General features: G+C 31.4%; 14 protein-coding genes and 1 pseudogene. 3 read left to right on the top strand and 12 right to left on the bottom strand.

Annotated features, from left to right (window positions below; genetic code table 11):
• Nucleotides 1-119: 119 nt before the first annotated feature.
• The 7 genes from trmFO to ylqF all read right to left on the bottom strand — a co-directional run bounded on the left by trmFO (nucleotide 120) and on the right by ylqF (nucleotide 8644).
• Nucleotides 120-1427 carry an FADH(2)-oxidizing methylenetetrahydrofolate--tRNA-(uracil(54)-C(5))-methyltransferase TrmFO gene (gene trmFO, locus HMPREF2930_RS06890; RefSeq protein WP_017174597.1) on the bottom strand — a complete coding sequence of 436 codons (1308 nt, stop codon included), beginning with the start codon at nucleotides 1425-1427 and terminating at the stop codon, nucleotides 120-122.
• A gap of 23 nt (nucleotides 1428-1450) precedes the next feature.
• Nucleotides 1451-3520, bottom strand: coding sequence for a type I DNA topoisomerase (topA, locus tag HMPREF2930_RS06885; RefSeq protein ID WP_017174596.1), 2070 nt, complete (start codon nucleotides 3518-3520; stop codon nucleotides 1451-1453).
• Between the two features lie 138 nt (nucleotides 3521-3658).
• Nucleotides 3659-4531, bottom strand: a complete 873-nt coding sequence (gene dprA, locus HMPREF2930_RS06880; protein ID WP_019835580.1) for a DNA-processing protein DprA — start codon at nucleotides 4529-4531, stop codon at nucleotides 3659-3661.
• A gap of 257 nt (nucleotides 4532-4788) precedes the next feature.
• Nucleotides 4789-5694, bottom strand: a complete 906-nt coding sequence (sucD, locus tag HMPREF2930_RS06875; RefSeq protein WP_037540990.1) for a succinate--CoA ligase subunit alpha — start codon at nucleotides 5692-5694, stop codon at nucleotides 4789-4791.
• Between the two features lie 21 nt (nucleotides 5695-5715).
• Complete coding sequence (sucC, locus tag HMPREF2930_RS06870; protein ID WP_017174593.1) at nucleotides 5716-6882, bottom strand: ADP-forming succinate--CoA ligase subunit beta; 1167 nt, start codon at nucleotides 6880-6882, stop codon at nucleotides 5716-5718.
• 126 nt (nucleotides 6883-7008) lie between these two features.
• Nucleotides 7009-7776, bottom strand: a complete 768-nt coding sequence (locus tag HMPREF2930_RS06865) for a ribonuclease HII (protein WP_017174592.1) — start codon at nucleotides 7774-7776, stop codon at nucleotides 7009-7011.
• Nucleotides 7760-8644, bottom strand: a complete 885-nt coding sequence (gene ylqF / locus HMPREF2930_RS06860; RefSeq protein ID WP_017174591.1) for a ribosome biogenesis GTPase YlqF — start codon at nucleotides 8642-8644, stop codon at nucleotides 7760-7762. Before ylqF ends, HMPREF2930_RS06865 begins: the two co-directional genes overlap by 17 nt.
• A gap of 255 nt (nucleotides 8645-8899) precedes the next feature.
• Here ylqF and HMPREF2930_RS06855 point away from each other — a divergent pair, with 255 nt between their 5' ends.
• From HMPREF2930_RS06855 to HMPREF2930_RS06845, 3 genes and pseudogenes are all read left to right on the top strand, one after another.
• Nucleotides 8900-11506, top strand: a complete 2607-nt coding sequence (locus tag HMPREF2930_RS06855; RefSeq protein ID WP_017174590.1) for a YfhO family protein — start codon at nucleotides 8900-8902, stop codon at nucleotides 11504-11506.
• Nucleotides 11496-14120, top strand: coding sequence for a YfhO family protein (locus tag HMPREF2930_RS06850; protein ID WP_017174589.1), 2625 nt, complete (start codon nucleotides 11496-11498; stop codon nucleotides 14118-14120). Before HMPREF2930_RS06855 ends, HMPREF2930_RS06850 begins: the two co-directional genes overlap by 11 nt.
• Nucleotides 14121-14510: 390 nt before the next feature.
• A pseudogene (locus tag HMPREF2930_RS06845) lies at nucleotides 14511-14984 on the top strand (transposase); the annotation flags it as partial.
• A gap of 74 nt (nucleotides 14985-15058) precedes the next feature.
• Here the strand turns inward: HMPREF2930_RS06845 and rplS are convergent.
• From rplS to ffh, 5 genes are all read right to left on the bottom strand, one after another.
• The gene (rplS, locus tag HMPREF2930_RS06840) at nucleotides 15059-15409 is read right to left on the bottom strand and encodes a 50S ribosomal protein L19 (RefSeq protein ID WP_002448843.1); all 351 of its coding nucleotides are present in this window, start codon (nucleotides 15407-15409) and stop codon (nucleotides 15059-15061) included.
• A 104-nt stretch (nucleotides 15410-15513) separates the two neighbouring features.
• Nucleotides 15514-16251, bottom strand: coding sequence for a tRNA (guanosine(37)-N1)-methyltransferase TrmD (gene trmD / locus HMPREF2930_RS06835; protein ID WP_017174587.1), 738 nt, complete (start codon nucleotides 16249-16251; stop codon nucleotides 15514-15516).
• Nucleotides 16251-16751, bottom strand: coding sequence for a ribosome maturation factor RimM (rimM, locus tag HMPREF2930_RS06830; protein WP_017174586.1), 501 nt, complete (start codon nucleotides 16749-16751; stop codon nucleotides 16251-16253). Before rimM ends, trmD begins: the two co-directional genes overlap by 1 nt.
• Before the next feature lie 131 nt (nucleotides 16752-16882).
• Nucleotides 16883-17158, bottom strand: coding sequence for a 30S ribosomal protein S16 (gene rpsP / locus HMPREF2930_RS06825; RefSeq protein ID WP_002448807.1), 276 nt, complete (start codon nucleotides 17156-17158; stop codon nucleotides 16883-16885).
• A 261-nt stretch (nucleotides 17159-17419) separates the two neighbouring features.
• Nucleotides 17420-18790: a signal recognition particle protein gene (gene ffh / locus HMPREF2930_RS06820; RefSeq protein WP_002448737.1), complete on the bottom strand. Its 1371-nt coding sequence runs from the start codon at nucleotides 18788-18790 to the stop codon at nucleotides 17420-17422.
• Nucleotides 18791-18796: the final 6 nt, after the last annotated feature.

Raw genomic sequence — 18796 nt, 5'->3', positions numbered from 1 at the left:
TATGCATTGTAGCATATAAACTGAGGGGGACTAAAATAATTAGCTATAGAATTCAAAATCTTTTGAGAATTTGTGAATAATTTAAAAATTCCTTCAAAATATTTTATTATAATTTAAATCTATAACGTTTTTTTGAAATTTTCTAAATAGTCTAGTGCACGATATGCTTGTGCTTCATAACGTTCTTTTTTATCTTTAATGCGGCGATCAAGTGACGGCAATAAACCAAAGTTAGCATTCATTGGTTGGAAGTTTTTTTCATTTTTAGCATGAGAAATATAATAAGCCATACTGCCTATCATTGTTTCTCTTGGAAAAATCACTTCTCCTTTTCCAAGTAACTTATGCGCTAAATTGATACCTGCTACAAGTCCACTTGCTGCACTTTCAACATATCCTTCCACACCTGTCATTTGTCCTGCAAATTGAATTCTATCATTATTAATTAATTCATATTTTTCATTTAAAACATCAGGTGAATTAATGAAGGTATTTCTATGCATCACACCATATCTAACAATATCAACATTTTCTAAACCTGGAATTAATTGAATGACTTCTTTTTGAGCGCCCCATTTTAAATGTGTTTGGAAGCCGACAATATTATAAAGCGTACCAGCTGCGTCATCTTGACGTAATTGCACTACTGCATATGGACGTTTACCAGTTTTAGGGTCTTCTAATCCTACTGGTTTCATTGGACCAAATAGTAATGTTTTATGACCTCTACCAGCCATCACTTCAAATGGCATACATCCTTCAAAATATTTTTCTTTTTCAAATTCATTTACAGGTGCAACTTCAGCTTCTAATACCGCATCATAAAAACGATTGAATTCTTCTTCAGTCATAGGGCAGTTTAAATATGCTGCTTCACCTTTATCATAGCGTGATTTCAAATAGACTTTATCCATATCAATTGAATCTTTTTCAATGATTGGAGCTGCTGCATCGTAGAAATATAGTTGATCTTTACCTGTAATTTCTACAATTTCTTTAGCTAAATGTTCAGTTGTTAACGGGCCTGTTGCAATGATTGTATGTCCTTCTGGAATACTGTGAATTTCTTTATTCAAAACAGTTACATTAGGATGATTTTTCAATGTATCTGTAATATAACCAGCAAAGTCATGTCTATCTACTGCTAATGCACCACCAGCTGGAACTCTAGCTTTATCAGCTGCTGCGATGATTAATGAATCTAAACGTCGCATTTCTTCTTTAAGCACACCTACACCATTTGTTAATGCATTACCACGTAGTGAATTAGAACATACTAACTCAGCAAATTTATCTGTATGATGGGCAGGCGTTTGTTTAACAGGACGCATTTCGATTAAATTCACTTTAATACCACGTTCTGCTAATTGATAAGCTGCTTCTGAACCAGCTAATCCTGCGCCTATAACATTAACAGTTTGACTCATATACATTCTCCTTTAATAAAACTCTATTTTTGTACTTCTTCTTTATAGTCACAATTAGAACAAATCACTTGAGAACTACGTCCTTTTTTATGTTGCATCAAGTAATGATTACATTTTGGACAATCTCTTCCTATTGGTTTATCCCAAGAAATAAAATCACACTCTGGATAATTCGAACAACCATAAAATAATCTATTTTTCTTAGATTTTCTCTCAACTACATCGCCATCTTTGCATTTTGGACAAGTGACACCAATAGTTTTAACAATAGCTTTTGTATTTCGACAATCTGGGAAATTCGAGCACGCCATAAATTTACCATAACGTCCCATTTTTATTACCATAGGAGCTCCACATACTTCACAATCTTCGCCGGCTGGTTCATCTTTAATTTCAACTTTTTCCATTTCTTCCTCTGCACGTGCAACATCTAATTTAAAACTACCATAGAAATTATCGATAACTTTTCTCCAACCGATATCACCTTCTGCAATTTTATCGAGCAAGGTTTCCATATTAACTGTAAATTCAACATCAATAATTTCTGGGAAGTAATCCTTCACTTGCTCATACACGATTTCTCCTAGTTCAGTTGGTACAAAACGTTTACTTTCAAGTTTAACATAATTACGTTTTTGAATTGTGTCAATCGTTGGAGCATATGTTGAAGGTCTACCAATTTTTAATTCTTCTAATGTTTTAACTAATCGTGCCTCTGTGTATCGTGGAGGTGGTTGAGTGAAATGTTGTGCCGGTTCAATTTGTGTTGCAGTTACTTTGTCACCTTGATTTAATTTTGGTAATTTATTTTCTTTATCATTATCTTTGTCATCTTTTGCTTCAACATATAATGTCATAAAGCCTTTAAATTTGATTGTTTGTCCATTTGCTCTAAATTTAATGTCATTTTGTGTTACATCTAAAGCCACAGTATCTAAAACTGCAGGAGCCATTTGACTTGCTACAAAACGTTCCCAAATTAATTTATACAAGCGATGTTGATCACGTGTTAAATATGCTTTCATTTCATCTGGTGTACGTAATGTACTTGTTGGACGAATAGCTTCATGGGCATCTTGATCCCCTTGTTTACCTTTTGTTTTACGGTTTGAAGTATACTCAGTACCATACTTCTCTTCAATATATGATTTTGCTTCATCTTTAGCAGTTTGTGAGATTCGTGTTGAATCTGTTCTCATATATGTGATTAATCCAACTGTACCTTGTCGTTTCAAATCGATACCTTCATATAATTGCTGTGCTAACATCATAGTCTTACGTGCTTTAAAATTAAGTTTACGTGCTGCTTCTTGTTGTAACGTAGACGTTGTAAATGGATTTGCAGGGTATCTCGTTTTTTCTTTTTTATTTACATTAGTGATTTCAAATTCATCACCATTTAATTCGGATGTAATTTTTTCAACATCTTTTTTTGTTTTTAATTTATACGGTTTGTTTTTATAATGTAAGAATTTAGCAGTGAACTTTGATTTTTTATATCTAAATTCACCTTCAATTGACCAATATTCTTCTGGTTTAAAATTACGGATTTCATTTTCACGGTCAATGACTAATCTTAAAGCAACTGATTGTACTCGACCAGCTGACAATCCTTTTTTTACTTTCTTCCATAGTACTGGAGAAATATTATAACCTACAAGTCTATCTAAAATACGACGCGCTTGTTGTGCATCAACTAAATTCATTTCAATACCACGAGGATGTTTAAAACTTTCTTTTACTGCATCCTTAGTGATTTCATTAAATACAACTCTGTTTTCTTTTGATTCTTCAAGTTCTAAAATTTTTGATAAATGCCAAGCAATCGCTTCACCTTCGCGGTCAGGGTCACTAGCTAAGAAAACTTTTTTAGCTTTTTTCGCATATTTTTTTAAATCTTTAACAACAGGACCTTTACCTCGAATAGTTATATATTTTGGTTCATAGTTATCTTCTACGTCTACACCCATTTGACTTCTTGGTAAATCTCGTACGTGTCCCATAGAAGCAATAACTTTATATCGTTTACCTAAATATTTTTCAATGGTTTTCGCTTTTGCAGGCGACTCAACGATGACTAAATTATCTGCCAAAGTGAATTCCCCCTTGCTTTTTCAATTACTAAAGATAAATGATAAACGGTTAATTTTGTTTTTGTCAATATTTTAATCCAATATAGATATTTTTTTGTGAAATATCCTTTGAATTTTCACAATTAATTATTTATATATTTAATCGTTTAAAAAGCGATAATCATATAATATATCTTCTGCTTCTGAAACAATCATTGCACCTTCTTGAGCACGTAATAAATTTCCTTTTGTCAAAGGATTAAACATCGATCCAGGCAGTACATAAACATTTCTATTTTGATCTAAAGCACAATCTATTGTAATTTGACTACCACTTTTAATTTTAGCTTCAGTAATTAATACACCACGAGACAACCCGCTTATCAGACGATTTCTTTCAGGGAATTGATATTTGTTTATTTTTGTTAAAGGAGGATATTCACTTATGACTAAACCAGTTTCTTCAATTATATTGCGTAACTTTCGTGTTTCCTTTGGATAATGATTTAAATGACCAAAACCTAGAACTGCAATAGTTGGAAGATGATGTTTTAATGCGAATTGATGAGCTATGCTATCAGCACCTTTCGCTAAACCGGATACAATCGTTAGTGGAATATTTATAAAGTGAGGAAATAGATAATCTAGTGCACACTTAGAATAATTTGTGGCCTCACGTGAACCTACAACACCTAAAGTATACGTAGATGATAATAAATGTATATTTCCACGATAAAATAATATAAAAGGATAGTCGTAAATAGTTTTAAGCAATGAAGGATATTGAGAAGAAAATGAAGTAACATAGTTAACCTGATATCTAGAAAGTTGGGTTTGAATATAATCGTAAGAAATCTCTGTTAATTGAGTAAAACGCTTCTTTTTTAAATATAGAGATTCCCATTCATTGATCATTTCAAATTGATCATGTTCATTAACATTGAAAAATTTTGGAAATACATTGAGTAAATGATGAATATGTTGGGTCGTATACCCTATCCATCTCATTTTTAATAAAATAAAATCATTCATGAAGTAAATGTCTCCTTTTAATTTATTATACCGTGAATCATTAACAGTAAAATTTCATTTATAAGACAAATTTGATATATAAATGTAAGGAGTAATAATATTAAAAGATTATGTATACTTTTTGATTTCATAACATGTGAAAAATAGAGCGTTCAGTCATTTATAATATATTGTAGTCTACGATATATATAAGAAAAACTGCCAACAAATTTCAGTAATTGTTGACAGTTTGAATTCAATTATTAATTACATAATTGCTACTTCACTGTTAATAGTTCTTCATAAATGCCTGCTTCTTTTGCCGCTTCAATTAGTGTTGTACCAATTTCTGATGGTGTATCTGCTGTTTTAACACCACATTCATTAAGCGTTTTAATTTTTTCTGCAGCAGTTCCTTTACCACCTGAGATGATTGCACCTGCATGGCCCATACGTTTTCCTGGAGGTGCTGTTTGTCCACCAACAAAACCAACCACTGGTTTAGTCATGTTTGCTTTGACCCATTCAGCTGCTTCTTCTTCAGCAGTACCACCGATTTCGCCAATCATAACAACAGCTTTTGTTTCTTCATCTTCATTAAATGCTTTAAGTACATCGATAAAGTTTGTACCGTTAACTGGGTCCCCACCGATACCTACTGCTGTGGTTTGACCAATACCTTCTTCAGTTAATTGATGTACTGCTTCATATGTTAAAGTACCTGAACGAGAAACAACACCTACATGCCCTTTTTTATGAATATAACCTGGCATGATACCAATTTTACATTCATCTGCCGTAATTACACCAGGACAGTTCGGTCCAACTAAACGTGTTTTTCTACCCTCTAAATAACGTTTCACTTTAATCATATCAACAACTGGAATATGTTCAGTAATACAGATCACCATATCTAATTCTGCATCAGCTGCTTCTAAAATTGAATCTGCAGCAAATGGTGCTGGTACGTAAACTACTGATACGTTAGCACCTGTTTCTTTTTTAGCTTCAGCTACTGTATTATACACTGGCACGCCTTCAACAACTTGTCCACCTTTACCTGGTGTTACCCCTGCGACAATTTGTGTGCCATAATCAAGCATTTGTTTTGTATGGAAAAGGGCAGTAGACCCTGTAATACCTTGCACCATTACCTTAGTATTCTTATCTATAAATACACCCATTTTAGTGTTCCCATCCTTTCCTTACGCTTCTTTAACAAGTTTAACAATTTGTTGTGCACCTTCAGCCATTGTTGCTGCTGGTTCAATTGCTAGACCAGATTCATTTAAAATCTCTTTACCACGTTTAACGTTTGTGCCTTCTAAACGAACAACTAAAGGTAAAGTTAATTCGACTTCTTTAACTGCTGCTACAATACCTTCTGCAATCACATCACATTTCATAATTCCACCGAAGATATTTACAAAAATACCTTTAACATTATCATCCCCCAAGATGATTTTGAATGCTTCAGTTACTTTTTCTTTTGTAGCACCGCCACCAACGTCTAGGAAGTTAGCTGGAGTACCACCGAAATGATTAATTGTATCCATTGTAGCCATGGCTAATCCGGCACCATTAACCATACAACCAATGTCACCATCTAAAGCAATATATGATAAATCATATTTAGATGCTTGAATTTCTTTTGGATCTTCTTCTTCTAAATCACGTAATTCTAAAATATCTTTATGTCTAAATAATGCATTATCATCAAAATTTAATTTCGCATCTAAAGCCAAAACATCACCATCACCCGTTGTTACAAGTGGATTAATTTCAACAATAGAACAATCTTTTTCAACAAAAACATTATATAAAGAAAGTAAGAATTTTGCTGCTTTATTTACAGATTCTTTTGGAATATTGATATTGAATGCAATACGACGTGCTTGGAATGGTGATAACCCTATCACTGGATCGATTGTTTCTTTAAAGATCTTTTCTGGCGTTTTAGCTGCAACTTCTTCAATTTCAGTTCCACCTTCTTCAGAAGCCATCAATGTAATACGATCAGTAGCACGATCAATGACAAAGCCTACATAATATTCTTTTTGAATATCACAACCTTCTTCGATATATAAGCGTTTAACTTCTTTACCTTCAGGCCCAGTTTGATGCGTTACTAATTGCTTGCCTAATAATTCATTAGCATAAGTTTCAACTTCAGACAGTGATTTAGCAATTTTAACTCCACCTGCTTTACCTCTACCCCCAGCGTGAATTTGTGCTTTCACTACATAAACATCTGAATTTAATTCTTTTGCCTTTTCCACCGCTTCTTCAGCAGTAAATGCTACACGTCCTTCTGGAACGGCTACACCCATAGCACGAAATATTTCTTTACCTTGATACTCGTGGATATTCATCTTCCATCCTCCTGTTTCTTAGGTTAAGTTCACTTTAATTATAGAAAATGTAAGCGCTTTTGTAAACTGAAAGTGTTATACTTTTTGCAATAGTTTTTAAATTCAAATAATTTTATTTTTATTTAATTATATCATTGATTTAACAGGCTCAAACGTTTTACGATGATATGGCGTTATGCCTAATTGTTTTAATCCTTGAAGGTGTGATTTAGTGCCATATCCTACATTTTTTTCAAAATCATAACCAGGATATTTCAGTGCTACTTCCGCCATTAAACCATCCCTATATTCTTTTGCCATGATACTAGCAGCAGCAATAGAAACACTTTTAGCATCTCCTTTAATAATAGAAGTTTGAGGAATTGCATTATCCAATGTCATAGCATCAATAAGTAAATGGTTAGGTTGTTCTGTTAATTGATTAATAGCACGTTTCATAGCTAATTTGGTTGCGTTGTAAATATTGAACTCATCAATTTCTTCAGCGCTTGCTATCCCGTAAGCATAATCATAAACGCCTTCTTTTAATTGTTCGTTAAGTATTTTTCGCTTTGTTGCTGAAACTTTCTTCGAGTCATCTAATCCTAAATATTGATGTTCTTTATTTAAAATGACTGCACAAGCTACAACAGGCCCAGCAAGTGGACCACGACCTACTTCATCAATCCCACATATTAAAGCATTAGGATTGTCCTTTAATATTTCATTTTCATATTTATTCATTTGTTGATAATGTTCTCGTGTTTCTTGATCTTTTAAAAGCTGTTTACGACGTCGTACTATATTTTGCTGTACCCCTTTTCTTGTATCACTCATTAATTCATGTTGTTCAAGTGCTTCAATTGAATCAATTGTGTCTAATAATGCTTTAATCTCTTTAATTGTTTGAGGCATAATCTAAGTCCCCTTTCATTTCTGAATAAATATCAAAACAATAAGTTCCAATTTTAGCATTACGCACATCATTAATAATCAATTCGATGACAGCCTCGTAATCGACTTCATTTCCTTTTTGTAATAACCCACGTCGACGTCCAATAGCATCAAACCATTCTAAAATTTCTGCATCAGTTTCTACATCAATATTGTAATGATTCTTCAATCCTTCAATATCATGTTTAATTAAGAAGTGTAAACCGTATATTGCTACTTCATCTAAGTGTACGATACTATCTTTAATGGCACCAGTAAGGCTTAGTTTTTTACCTACAGTTTCATCTTCAAATTTAGGCCATAAAATACCTGGCGTATCTAGTAGTTGTAATGCTTTACCTACTTTAATCCATTGTTGTTGTTTCGTTACTCCCGGCTTATTTCCTGTTTGAGCAATATTTTTTTTAGCTAACTTATTAATTAATGTAGATTTCCCCACATTAGGTATACCAACAATCATGGCACGTATTGCTCTAGGTTTAAGTCCTTTCGCTTTTTCTTTCTCAAATTTTTCTTTAGTCGCTTCAATTGCAGCATATTCTACACCTTTTAAATTTTTGCCGTGTTTCGCATCAACTGCTACAGGATAAAAACCTTTATCAGTAAAGAAATGTTCCCACTTTTGCATTTCATTTAAATTCGACATATCTTTTTTATTTAAAATAACTACGCGTGGTTTTTGTTTAATGACATCATCAATCATTGGATTTCTTGAACTATACGGTATACGTGCGTCAACAAGTTCAAATACCACATCTACTTTCTTAAGTTGTTCTGTCACTTCTCTTTTGGCCTTTGCCATATGCCCTGGATACCATTGAATCACCATGACATTCACCCTACTTTCATTAAATTTATTTCAACTGTTCGATTATAATCAATATTTAAAATCTTCACTACTATTATCAATTCTATTATATTTTAACATGCTATTTCATATTCATTAAATCGCTAATATTAAAAACAAATTTCTAATTTTTTATAAAACATATAAATACTTTTATTAAGAAGTTTAATACTCTACAATTTAGTATGTAGTCATTTTTTAATTATGAATAGTACATTCTAACTATAGAGGTTTAATATGAAAAAATTCTTTACTTATCTAGGACTTTTTATAGCACTGTCCATCATAGGACATAGTTATGTCATTTATCGTTTTATTCACGATGGTATTTTATTTACAGGTCCAAATGATGGAATGGAACAAATGGTTCCAATTCAAATGTATTTATTTGATAAATGGAGTAGTGGCAATTTGTTTTATTCCACTGATTTTGGATTAGGTGGCGATTTCTTTACAGATCTTAGTTACTACTTCTCCACAAATATTTTATTTATAATAAATGTAGTATTTATTGCACTTATTAAAATTTTTATTCCTTTACATACGCATAATGTATTATTTTGGATGATTAATGCACTGATTATGTCCATGATTAAAGCAATGATTGCCATGTATTGCACTTATTTATATAGTAAATACATTTCAAATAACAAATGGTTAAGCTTAGTTGTAGCGTTTTTATTTGTTATGTCACCCTTATATTATCGCTTTACAGTGTATTGGCCCTTCTTTAGTGATGTGTTTGTTTGGATGCCGTTATTATTACTCTCTATTGAAAGAGTCTTACAAAAACAGAAGTTTGGACTATTCATTGTTACTGTTTCTTTAATACTAATTAATAACTTTTATTTTGCATACTATCTTTGTTTAATAGGTGCGGGTTATATACTGATTCGTATAATATTTAGACATCCAAAAGATATTCTCTCAAGAAGTAAAGCATTTTTAACTTTAATCATTAGTGCCCTGTTAGGTTTAGGTAATAGTTTATTTATCTTTTTTCATGGTGCTCAAAGCTTTTTAAATAACCGTCGTGTACCTTTTTCTGGAGCAGTTGATACATTTGAAAAATTAGATATTAATACAAATATTTTCTTTGATAATTATTTAATTGTATTATTATTTATTACCATTCAAGCTCTTTTAAGTTTTAAATTATATAAACATTATTATTATCGTTTATTTGCTATCCTTACCTTTGTATTTATTATATTTAGTTTTATACCTTTCATCGACCAAGTATTTAATGGTTTTTCAGCGCCTCAAAAGCGTTGGCATTTTATTTTAGCTTTTAATTCCACACTATTAATCGGATTATTTTTAAAATATTTCAAAACACTAACTACAAAATCTTATCTAATAAGTAATATTATTGCAGAATTAGTTATATTTATAAGTGCTATGATATATCATAAATTTTTAGCATGGTTCATATTAGTCCCTATTGTATCTTTGATTGGATTGATGGTTCTTATCATTAAAGATCGTACATATCGTTTTAAATTAAGTTATTTATATAGTGTTTCAATTATATTATTAAGTATCTTGGTCTCTATAGTATTTATTAAAAATCAAATTTACTATAAAGATCACACTGATCGTGGAAATACGTTTTATATTAATTCCAGTTTATATAGTTCCGACTTACAACGTGCACTTGTTCAAGAAATGAATCAAAATAAGCATGAAGATGAACGTATCGATTGGAGAGTCAACGAGCAAGATAATACACCGATGTATCAACATTTTAAAGGGTTAAGTTTATATTCAAGTATTTTTCATCATAATATACTCGATTATTATTACGATGCTTTAAAAATTAATTTAGCTGAGGAGTCATTGAGTAGATATCAATCAACGAATGGACGACAAAATATCGCGAGTCTATTTTCAGTGCGTTATATGATGCTAAAAAATTATCAAAATAACTTACCTTCCTACTTCAAAAAAATAAAATCAAGCGGACAATATGGTATTTATGAAAATACACTTAACTTACCATCTGTTAAAGTAACTGATTCTATATACAATAGTAAAAAATTGACGACTGCAATTGATAGAGAACATGCAATGTTAAAAGGTGTGATTTTAAACAATGAAGGCACAAGTTATAAAGCTAAAGCTCCTAATTTATTAAATCAATCATCATTGAGTTATAAAAATTTAAAACATTTAAATGGTAATGTCTATAAAGTAATTGGAGATAAAGGTGGAACATTAACGATACACTTACCTCAATCATTACGCCAAAAGTATGATGATTTTTACGTTACGATGAAAATAAAGCGTGGTAATCCTGATAGTAATTACACAGTCTCTGTAAATAATTATGCAAATCACCGATTATTTAACAATTCTACTTATCGTACTGGTATTGATACTCAACTTTATCGAACACAACCTGATAATAAGGGAAACATTAATATCACTTTATCTCCTAAAGGAACATTTTATTTAAACCTTCAACAATTAAATGGTGAAAACTATAAAATATTAAAACAAATGCATAAAAAAGCTGATTTTAATAACAAATATAAAGATATTAAAAACGGCGTTGAAGTCAACTTAGCTAAACATGATAAAGGGATTGCTTCAATTAATATTCCTTATAGAGAAGGGATGCAAGCGTATGTTGATGGACACCGTATTAAACCTATGAAAGTTAATTACATGATGACAGGCGTTCCTGTTAATTCATCTGCTAAAAAAATAATTATTAAATATCAACCACCTTATTGGAATACTATGATTTTAATCTCACTCATCAGTATAGTAATAAGTGTTGTATTTGTTAGATTTGTTAATACCAAAAAGAGAAAGTTGAGGAAAAACATTGATCAATAAAATTCGGTCCAATCGATTATTGACCTTTTTATCTATATTTATAATTGCTAATATCATTTCTTTAGCAATTTATTATCCATTTATTCAAGATTATTTCAAAGAAGGATTTGTATTTAGTGGTTCTGGAGATGGTTTTAGACAAATGATGCCATTTCAAATGTACTTATATGAACATTACAGTAAGTTCAAAGGAGCCTATGATCAATCTTTTGGATTAGGCGGAGATTACATTAAGGGGTTGGCCTATTATTATTCTTTATCTCCCATAATGTGGATTAATTTTTTTATAATCTGGGTAAGTCATTTTTTATTTCATTGGCAAACGAGTCATATCGCCTTTTGGGCAACTAACCAATTAATAATCGCTTACGCTAGAACGATTATTACAATTATTGTTGTATTTTACTATTTAAAATGGCTAAAGTTGAAAACAGCGCCATTGCTTATCGCTACTATTTTATATGGTGCATCCACTCTTGTGCTTTACTATAACTATACATGGTCATTTTATGGAGACTTATTGATTTTATTACCTTTATCTTTATGGGGAATGGAACGTTTCTTCCAAAAAAGAAGAATAGGGCTATTTATCTTTTCAGTTGCTCTGACCTTATTTTCTAATTTTTATTTCAGTTACTACCAAGCTATTGTATTAGGGATTTATTTCATATTAAGAGTCATTTTTAAATATCGTTGTGATATCGTATCAAGATGGGAAAAATTTTATTTACTCGTTATTGGTGCAATACTTGCGCTTTTATCTAGTATTTTAGGATTCTATACAGGTGTATCTTCATTCCTAAACAATGATAGAGCCCAAAATGATGACTTTAATATTACATTGTTTACAGATTTAACACAAAGTAAATATCATATTTTTTCTGATGGTTTTTATATCACAGTTTCGATTATTGCATTAATGGCTTTATTTACGTTTAAGTTATATCGTCACTACTATTATAAAATTTTTGCTATCATCACTTGGTTTTTACTTATTGGATCGTTATCACAATACTTTGATAGTGCATTTAATGGCTTTTCATTACCACAACGTCGATGGGTATACTTTTTATCTATTTCAACTAGTATCTTAATTGCATTATATATTCAATATTTATCTGAACTTACATTAAAACAATATTTACTTGTAGCAATTCCGGTATTTATATTTGGTTTATATCACTATATATTTGCAAGTGCTTATGTCAATTGGATGATTGTACCATTATTTTTAATCATCGTTTTAATCTTTGTAGTATGGAAAAAACAATGGTTATATCAACCTTATATACTAATAGCTATTGTATTACTATTCTTTGTACAACAAATTATAATGACACACGATTCACGAGCCCGTACTATTGATCCATATGCAACGACTACGAAAACATTAACAGATTCAAGTTATTATAATCATAAACTTGCTAAAAAAATTAATAATATTAAAAAACAAAAAGATAATAAAAATCCTTTCCATCGTATCGATTACATGTCAGCCTATGCACTCAATTCACCATTTATTTACCATTATAATGGCATTTCACTTTACTCAAGTATTTTTGATGGTGACATATTAAAATACTATGATAAAGAAATGCAAATTAATATGCCTGTTGATAAAAATAGTACATATCGATACTTAGGGAATCGAGCAAATTTAGAAGCCATGTGGGATGTTCAAGATCGATTCCGACATCCTAATGATCTGAATATGCCTTATGGTTTTAAAAAGGTAGATACTATCAATAATGGTTCAGATAAATTAATTCATTCAGAAAATACTATTAATTATCCAGCCACGCATATTACTAATAAGATTTTTAATAAACATGATCTCAAATCGCCATTAGATCGTGAGCAAGCGATGCTACAAGGTGTAGTATTAGATGATGATTCAATCAAAGCGAATACTTCTTTCACTCAAAATAAAAACCTATTAAGTAAAGCATATCAATCTACAAATAATGCTACTTGGAAAGATAAAACTCATTTAAACGTAGAAAAAAATAATGGTGGTATCACATTGACATTACCTAAAACGTTAGCTAATCAATATAAAGATATGTATGTCGAAATGGATGTAGAATTGTTAGCTCCCGATATTGAGCATTCTATAGGAGTAAATGAATATGCTCAAAATCGTAATATGCTAAGTTATAAATATCGACGTTTTGTAACGCCTGTAACAATGAGAGTAAAAGCTTCGGATCAATTAAAGATTCGTCTTACTAAAGGACATTATCGATTATCTATTAAAGGTATCTATGGAGAAGATTATCATACATTGAAACAAGCTTCTAAATCACTTAAACCTGTGACTATTTCACAATTTAGAAGTGGCTATACATTCACTAAACCTAAAGGAACTTCTGGATACTTAGTGGTACCAATCGCCTATGCTAATGGTATGCATGCACGTGTTAATGGACACGATGTAGATGTAAAACAAGCTAACGGTATTATGACAGCTATTCCAGTCAAGAAAAATGATACTCATATTGAATTATCTTATACACCACCACATTTTTATATACTATTAATTTTGAGCGTTATCGGAATAATAAGCAGTATAATATTTAGCAGATATTTAAAACGAAAAAATCAATTAAAATAAAAAGAGCCTGAGTCATAATTACTAGAAAAATAGCCAGTAAATGAGTTTATTATAAATTCATTTACTGGCTTCTTTATTTACAATACTGCGTATTGTTGGCTCGCTTTTTTAGGGAATAGCTTCAGCCTGCAGTCTTCAGCTTGTTCTGTTCTCTCAAGAGTCTTGCCAAAATATTTTGTATTTATATGTAATTTTACATTGAAATACTTAAGAAAATAAGGCATATTCGTACAATTTAATAAACATCACTAAACTAAATCAACGAGATGTCTTATGTATAAAGATTATAATATGATTCATCTTACTCTACCAATGGTAATTTCAGTTCTCATTCCCATACATGATATTTCACGACATGTAAATGATATTGTAGAAACAAATACTAAGACTGAATTTATTTGTCCGAACAATAAAAGACTAGTATTTAAAAAATATACCTATCACCATGATAAATATGGCTTTAAACGAGATTTTAAATTATATGAATGTGATGATGATTCAGAATGTCCTCTGAAACACCCATGTATGAACTTCAATTCAAAAACAAATAAAAAAGTAATGAAGAATTATAATTGGGAATATTTTAAAGCGCAAATTAATAAAAAGCTTTCAAAAACAAAAACCATCTATAGTCAAAGAAAAATTGATGTGGCGTCTGTTTTTAGATTTATAAAGGCTATTTTGAGTTCCACTCGAATGTCCGTTCGAGGGATAAATAAAGACAAAAGAGAACTAGGATTTGAGCTAATGACACTTAATTTAAGAAAAGTAACAGCTCAATGAGCAGAAAATAATCACAAAAATTATAAAAAAGACAATTTCTATATTATTTCAATAGAAATTGTCTTTTTTTACTTATCTTGAAACTTTATATCCAAGACTCTTTTTTAAATGCGTATTAACTTACCCATTTTTTAGTATAGTTTTCTATATACTGATTAGCGAATTTCTTGAATTCTTGCAGCTTTACCACGTAAACTACGTAAGTAGTATAATTTAGCACGACGTACTTTACCGCGACGTTTAACTTCGATTTTTTCGATTTTTGGAGTGTGTAATGGGAATGTACGTTCCACACCTACACCTGAAGAAATTTTACGAACTGTGAAAGTTTCAGAAATTCCTCCACCGCGGCGTTTAATTACAACACCTTCGAAAACTTGGATACGTTCACGTGAACCTTCGACGATACGTACGTGTACACGTAAAGTGTCACCAGTACGGAAAGTTGGTAAGTCTGTGCGTAATTGTGATTTTGTAACTGCTTCGATTAACTTATGATTACTCATTTTTATACTCTCCTTCAACCTATGTTCTTGCCTAGACATTCATATAGCAGCGGATCATAGTGATTTTTAGTGTCTTTTCACACTTGATATATATTAGCATACTCCTAATTGTTTTTCAATTGGTTTTTATAGCTTTCTAAAAATTCTTTATCCTTATCACTTAATTGATACTTTTCTAGTAAGTCCGGACGTTTATGCAAAGTACGTATTAATTTTTGTTCATGTCGCCATTTTTCTATATTTGCATGATTTCCAGATAACAATACGTCAGGTACAGTCATACCTTTATATTCTCTTGGACGTGTATATTGTGGGAATTCAAGTAAACCATCGGAGAAAGAATCATCTTGATGGGATTGTTCATTACCAAGTACTCCAGGAATTAATCTAACGATAGCATCAGTCATAGTCATAGCTGGTAATTCTCCGCCAGTCAATACATAATCCCCCATTGAAATTTCATCGGTTACTAAATTTTCTCTAATTCTTTCGTCATATCCTTCGTAGTGTCCACAAATAAATACAATATGTTCAGCTTCACTCAATTCTTCAGCAATTGCTTGAGAGAATGGTCGTCCTTGAGGACACATGAGAATGACACGCGTTTTATCAGTACGTTTTAAATCTTTCATTGCATTAAACACTGGTTCTGGTTTTAAAACCATTCCTTGACCGCCACCATACGGATAATCATCCACTTGATTATGTTTATTTTCAGCGTAATCTCTAAAGTTTACAGTATTAACTTCAATAATATTTTTATCTTGCGCACGCTTCAAAATCGAATGATTTAGAACGCCGTCGAACATTTCTGGAAATAATGTTAGGTAATCTATTTTCATTATTCTAATAATCCTTCCATTGGCGTAATACGAATTGTTTTATGTTCAACATCTACTTCTTTAACGACATCTGCTATATATGGAATAAGGTATTCTTTGTCACCTTTAACAACCCATACATCATTGGCACCTGTTTCAAAAATATTAATGACTCTTCCAATTGGTGTATCATTATTAAAAACCGTACACCCAATAATATCAGAATAGTAAAATTCATTTTCATTCAATTCAATATCCTCATGATCACGTTCTTGGAATAAGTAGTCGCCTTTATATTGTTCGACGTCATTAATATTATTAATACCTTCAAATTTAAGCATGTGAAATCCTTTATGTATACGATATGATGTAATAGTCATTTCTATTTCATTATGGTGGTGATTCACGATAAGGACTTCTCCAGGTTGAAAACGTGTATCAGTAAAATCAGAATTAGATTTTACTTTTACTTCTCCTTTAATCCCATGTGTATTTACAATTTGTCCTACTTCTACTTGCATCCTTATCCTCCTTACATAGTCGTTTATTTATACATATTAACATGTTTCTTATAAAGTGAGAATATAATAAAAGCCTGTGACATACCTTATGCCACAGACCTGTTATTATATGATATTGATATTATTATCAATTATTTTGAACGTTTTTGTTCATCAAATGTTTTTAAAATACCTTGTTTTGATAAGATATTGTGAACAGTATCAGTTGGTTTTGCACCGTCTTTTAACCATTTTAAAGCTAATTCTTCATCGATTTTAACTTCTGGTGCATTTACACTTGCTGGATTGTAAGTACCGATTTGTTCGATGATACGACCATCACGTGGTGAACGCGCATCAGCTACAACGATACGATAGAATGGATTTCTTTTTGAACCTAAACGAGTTAAGCGAATTTTAACTGCCATTTATAAAACTCTCCTTTAAATCTTTTAATTTTTATTTTCTACAAGAAATAATAATAACAGGAACCTCCAACTTTGTAAAGACTTTTTTCTTTACCAAATCTAGATTTATGAAATAAATTGTAGATTTGATTATGTACTAGCTTTAACTAGAGCTTACCTTTATTCATTTTAGTTATGTATGTGCCAATGTACATGCGTTCCTTTACTTATTTATGAAAAAGCGGAATAACACTTAGGATGTTATTCCGCTTTCATTACTTTTTAGAATGGTAAATTCATGCCTTTTAACATATTTTCCATTTGGCTACGTTTACCTTTTTTACCTTTACGACCATTACCCGTAAATTGTTTCATCATTTTTTTCATATCATTAAATTGTTTCATTAAACGATTCACTTCCTGCAATGAACGGCCTGAGCCTTTTGCTATACGTTTCTTTCTTGAAACATTTAAAATTGCTGGATCTTGTCTTTCATTAGGTGTCATTGATTGAATAATAGCTTTAATATGGTCAATTTGTTTGTCACTCATATTTAGCTTATCTAAGCCTTTCATTTTATTCATACCTGGAATCATTTTCATAATATCATCCAGTGGTCCTAAATTCTTCACTTGATCCAATTGTTCTAAGAAGTCATCTAATGTAAATGAAGACTCACGCATTTTCTTTTCTAAATCTTTAGCTTTTTCTTGGTCCACATCTTGTTGCGCTTTTTCAATAAGACTTAATACGTCACCCATACCTAGTATACGAGATGCCATACGCTCTGGATGGAATAATTCTAAACCATCCATTTTTTCACTCATACCAACAAATTTAATTGGTTTATGTGTTACTGCACGAATAGAAAGTGCCGCACCACCACGAGTATCTCCGTCTAATTTAGTTAAAGTCACACCAGTGACATCCAATTGCTCATCAAATGATTGCGCAACGTTCACAGCATCTTGTCCTGTCATTGCATCTACAACAAGCATAATTTCATCTGGTTTTGAGATTTCTTTAACATCAGCTAATTCATTCATTAATGTTTCATCAATGTGTAAACGTCCCGCAGTATCGATAATTACAAAGTCCAAATGTTCTTCTTTAGCATATCTTAATGCGTTATCTACAATTTGTTGTGGTTTAACTTGATCACCTTCACTATAAACAGGTACATCAAGTTGTTTACCTACTGTTTGTAATTGATTAATCGCAGCTGGACGATATATGTCGGCTGCTACTAACATTGGCTTTTTATTATATTTTTTACGCATTAACAATGCCAATTTACCAGCGGTAGTTGTTTTACCTGCCCCTTGTAAACCAACCATCATTACAACTGTGGGTGGCTTATTAGCCATTTTAATAGATGTATTTTCTCCACCCATTAATTGTGTTAATTCATCTTGTACTATTTTTATAACTTGTTGTCCAGGTGTTAAAGACTGCATAACGTCTGATCCCAAAGCACGTTCGGAAACTGTTTTAACGAAGTCTTTGACTACCTTGAAGTTAACATCGGCTTCTAACAATGCTAATCTAACTTCACGCATCATTGTTTTAATATCCGCTTCTGTTACTTTACCTTTACCGCGAATTTTTTGCATCGTGGCTTGTAAACGATCGGATAATCCTTCAAATGCCATATTAAC

Source organism: Staphylococcus sp. HMSC068C09 (genome assembly GCF_001813735.1).
GTDB classification, from domain to species: domain Bacteria; phylum Bacillota; class Bacilli; order Staphylococcales; family Staphylococcaceae; genus Staphylococcus; species Staphylococcus hominis.
This window is presented reverse-complemented; position numbering and strand designations above follow the sequence as displayed.

Excerpts from the sequence above, each read along its gene's own strand:
- trmD (WP_017174587.1), bottom strand. The coding sequence starts at position 16,251 with ATGAAAATAGATTACCTAACATTATTTCCAGAAATGTTCGACGGCGTT.
- rpsP (WP_002448807.1), bottom strand. The coding sequence starts at position 17,158 with ATGGCAGTTAAAATTCGCTTAACTCGTTTAGGTTCAAAAAGAAATCCA.
- sucD (WP_037540990.1), bottom strand. The coding sequence starts at position 5,694 with ATGGGTGTATTTATAGATAAGAATACTAAGGTAATGGTGCAAGGTATT.
- rimM (WP_017174586.1), bottom strand. The coding sequence starts at position 16,751 with ATGCAAGTAGAAGTAGGACAAATTGTAAATACACATGGGATTAAAGGA.
- HMPREF2930_RS06855 (WP_017174590.1), top strand. The coding sequence starts at position 8,900 with ATGAAAAAATTCTTTACTTATCTAGGACTTTTTATAGCACTGTCCATC.
- ylqF (WP_017174591.1), bottom strand. The coding sequence starts at position 8,644 with ATGGTGATTCAATGGTATCCAGGGCATATGGCAAAGGCCAAAAGAGAA.
- trmFO (WP_017174597.1), bottom strand. The coding sequence starts at position 1,427 with ATGAGTCAAACTGTTAATGTTATAGGCGCAGGATTAGCTGGTTCAGAA.
- rplS (WP_002448843.1), bottom strand. The coding sequence starts at position 15,409 with ATGAGTAATCATAAGTTAATCGAAGCAGTTACAAAATCACAATTACGC.
- ffh (WP_002448737.1), bottom strand. The coding sequence starts at position 18,790 with ATGGCATTTGAAGGATTATCCGATCGTTTACAAGCCACGATGCAAAAA.
- dprA (WP_019835580.1), bottom strand. The coding sequence starts at position 4,531 with ATGAATGATTTTATTTTATTAAAAATGAGATGGATAGGGTATACGACC.
- sucC (WP_017174593.1), bottom strand. The coding sequence starts at position 6,882 with ATGAATATCCACGAGTATCAAGGTAAAGAAATATTTCGTGCTATGGGT.
- HMPREF2930_RS06865 (WP_017174592.1), bottom strand. The coding sequence starts at position 7,776 with ATGCCTCAAACAATTAAAGAGATTAAAGCATTATTAGACACAATTGAT.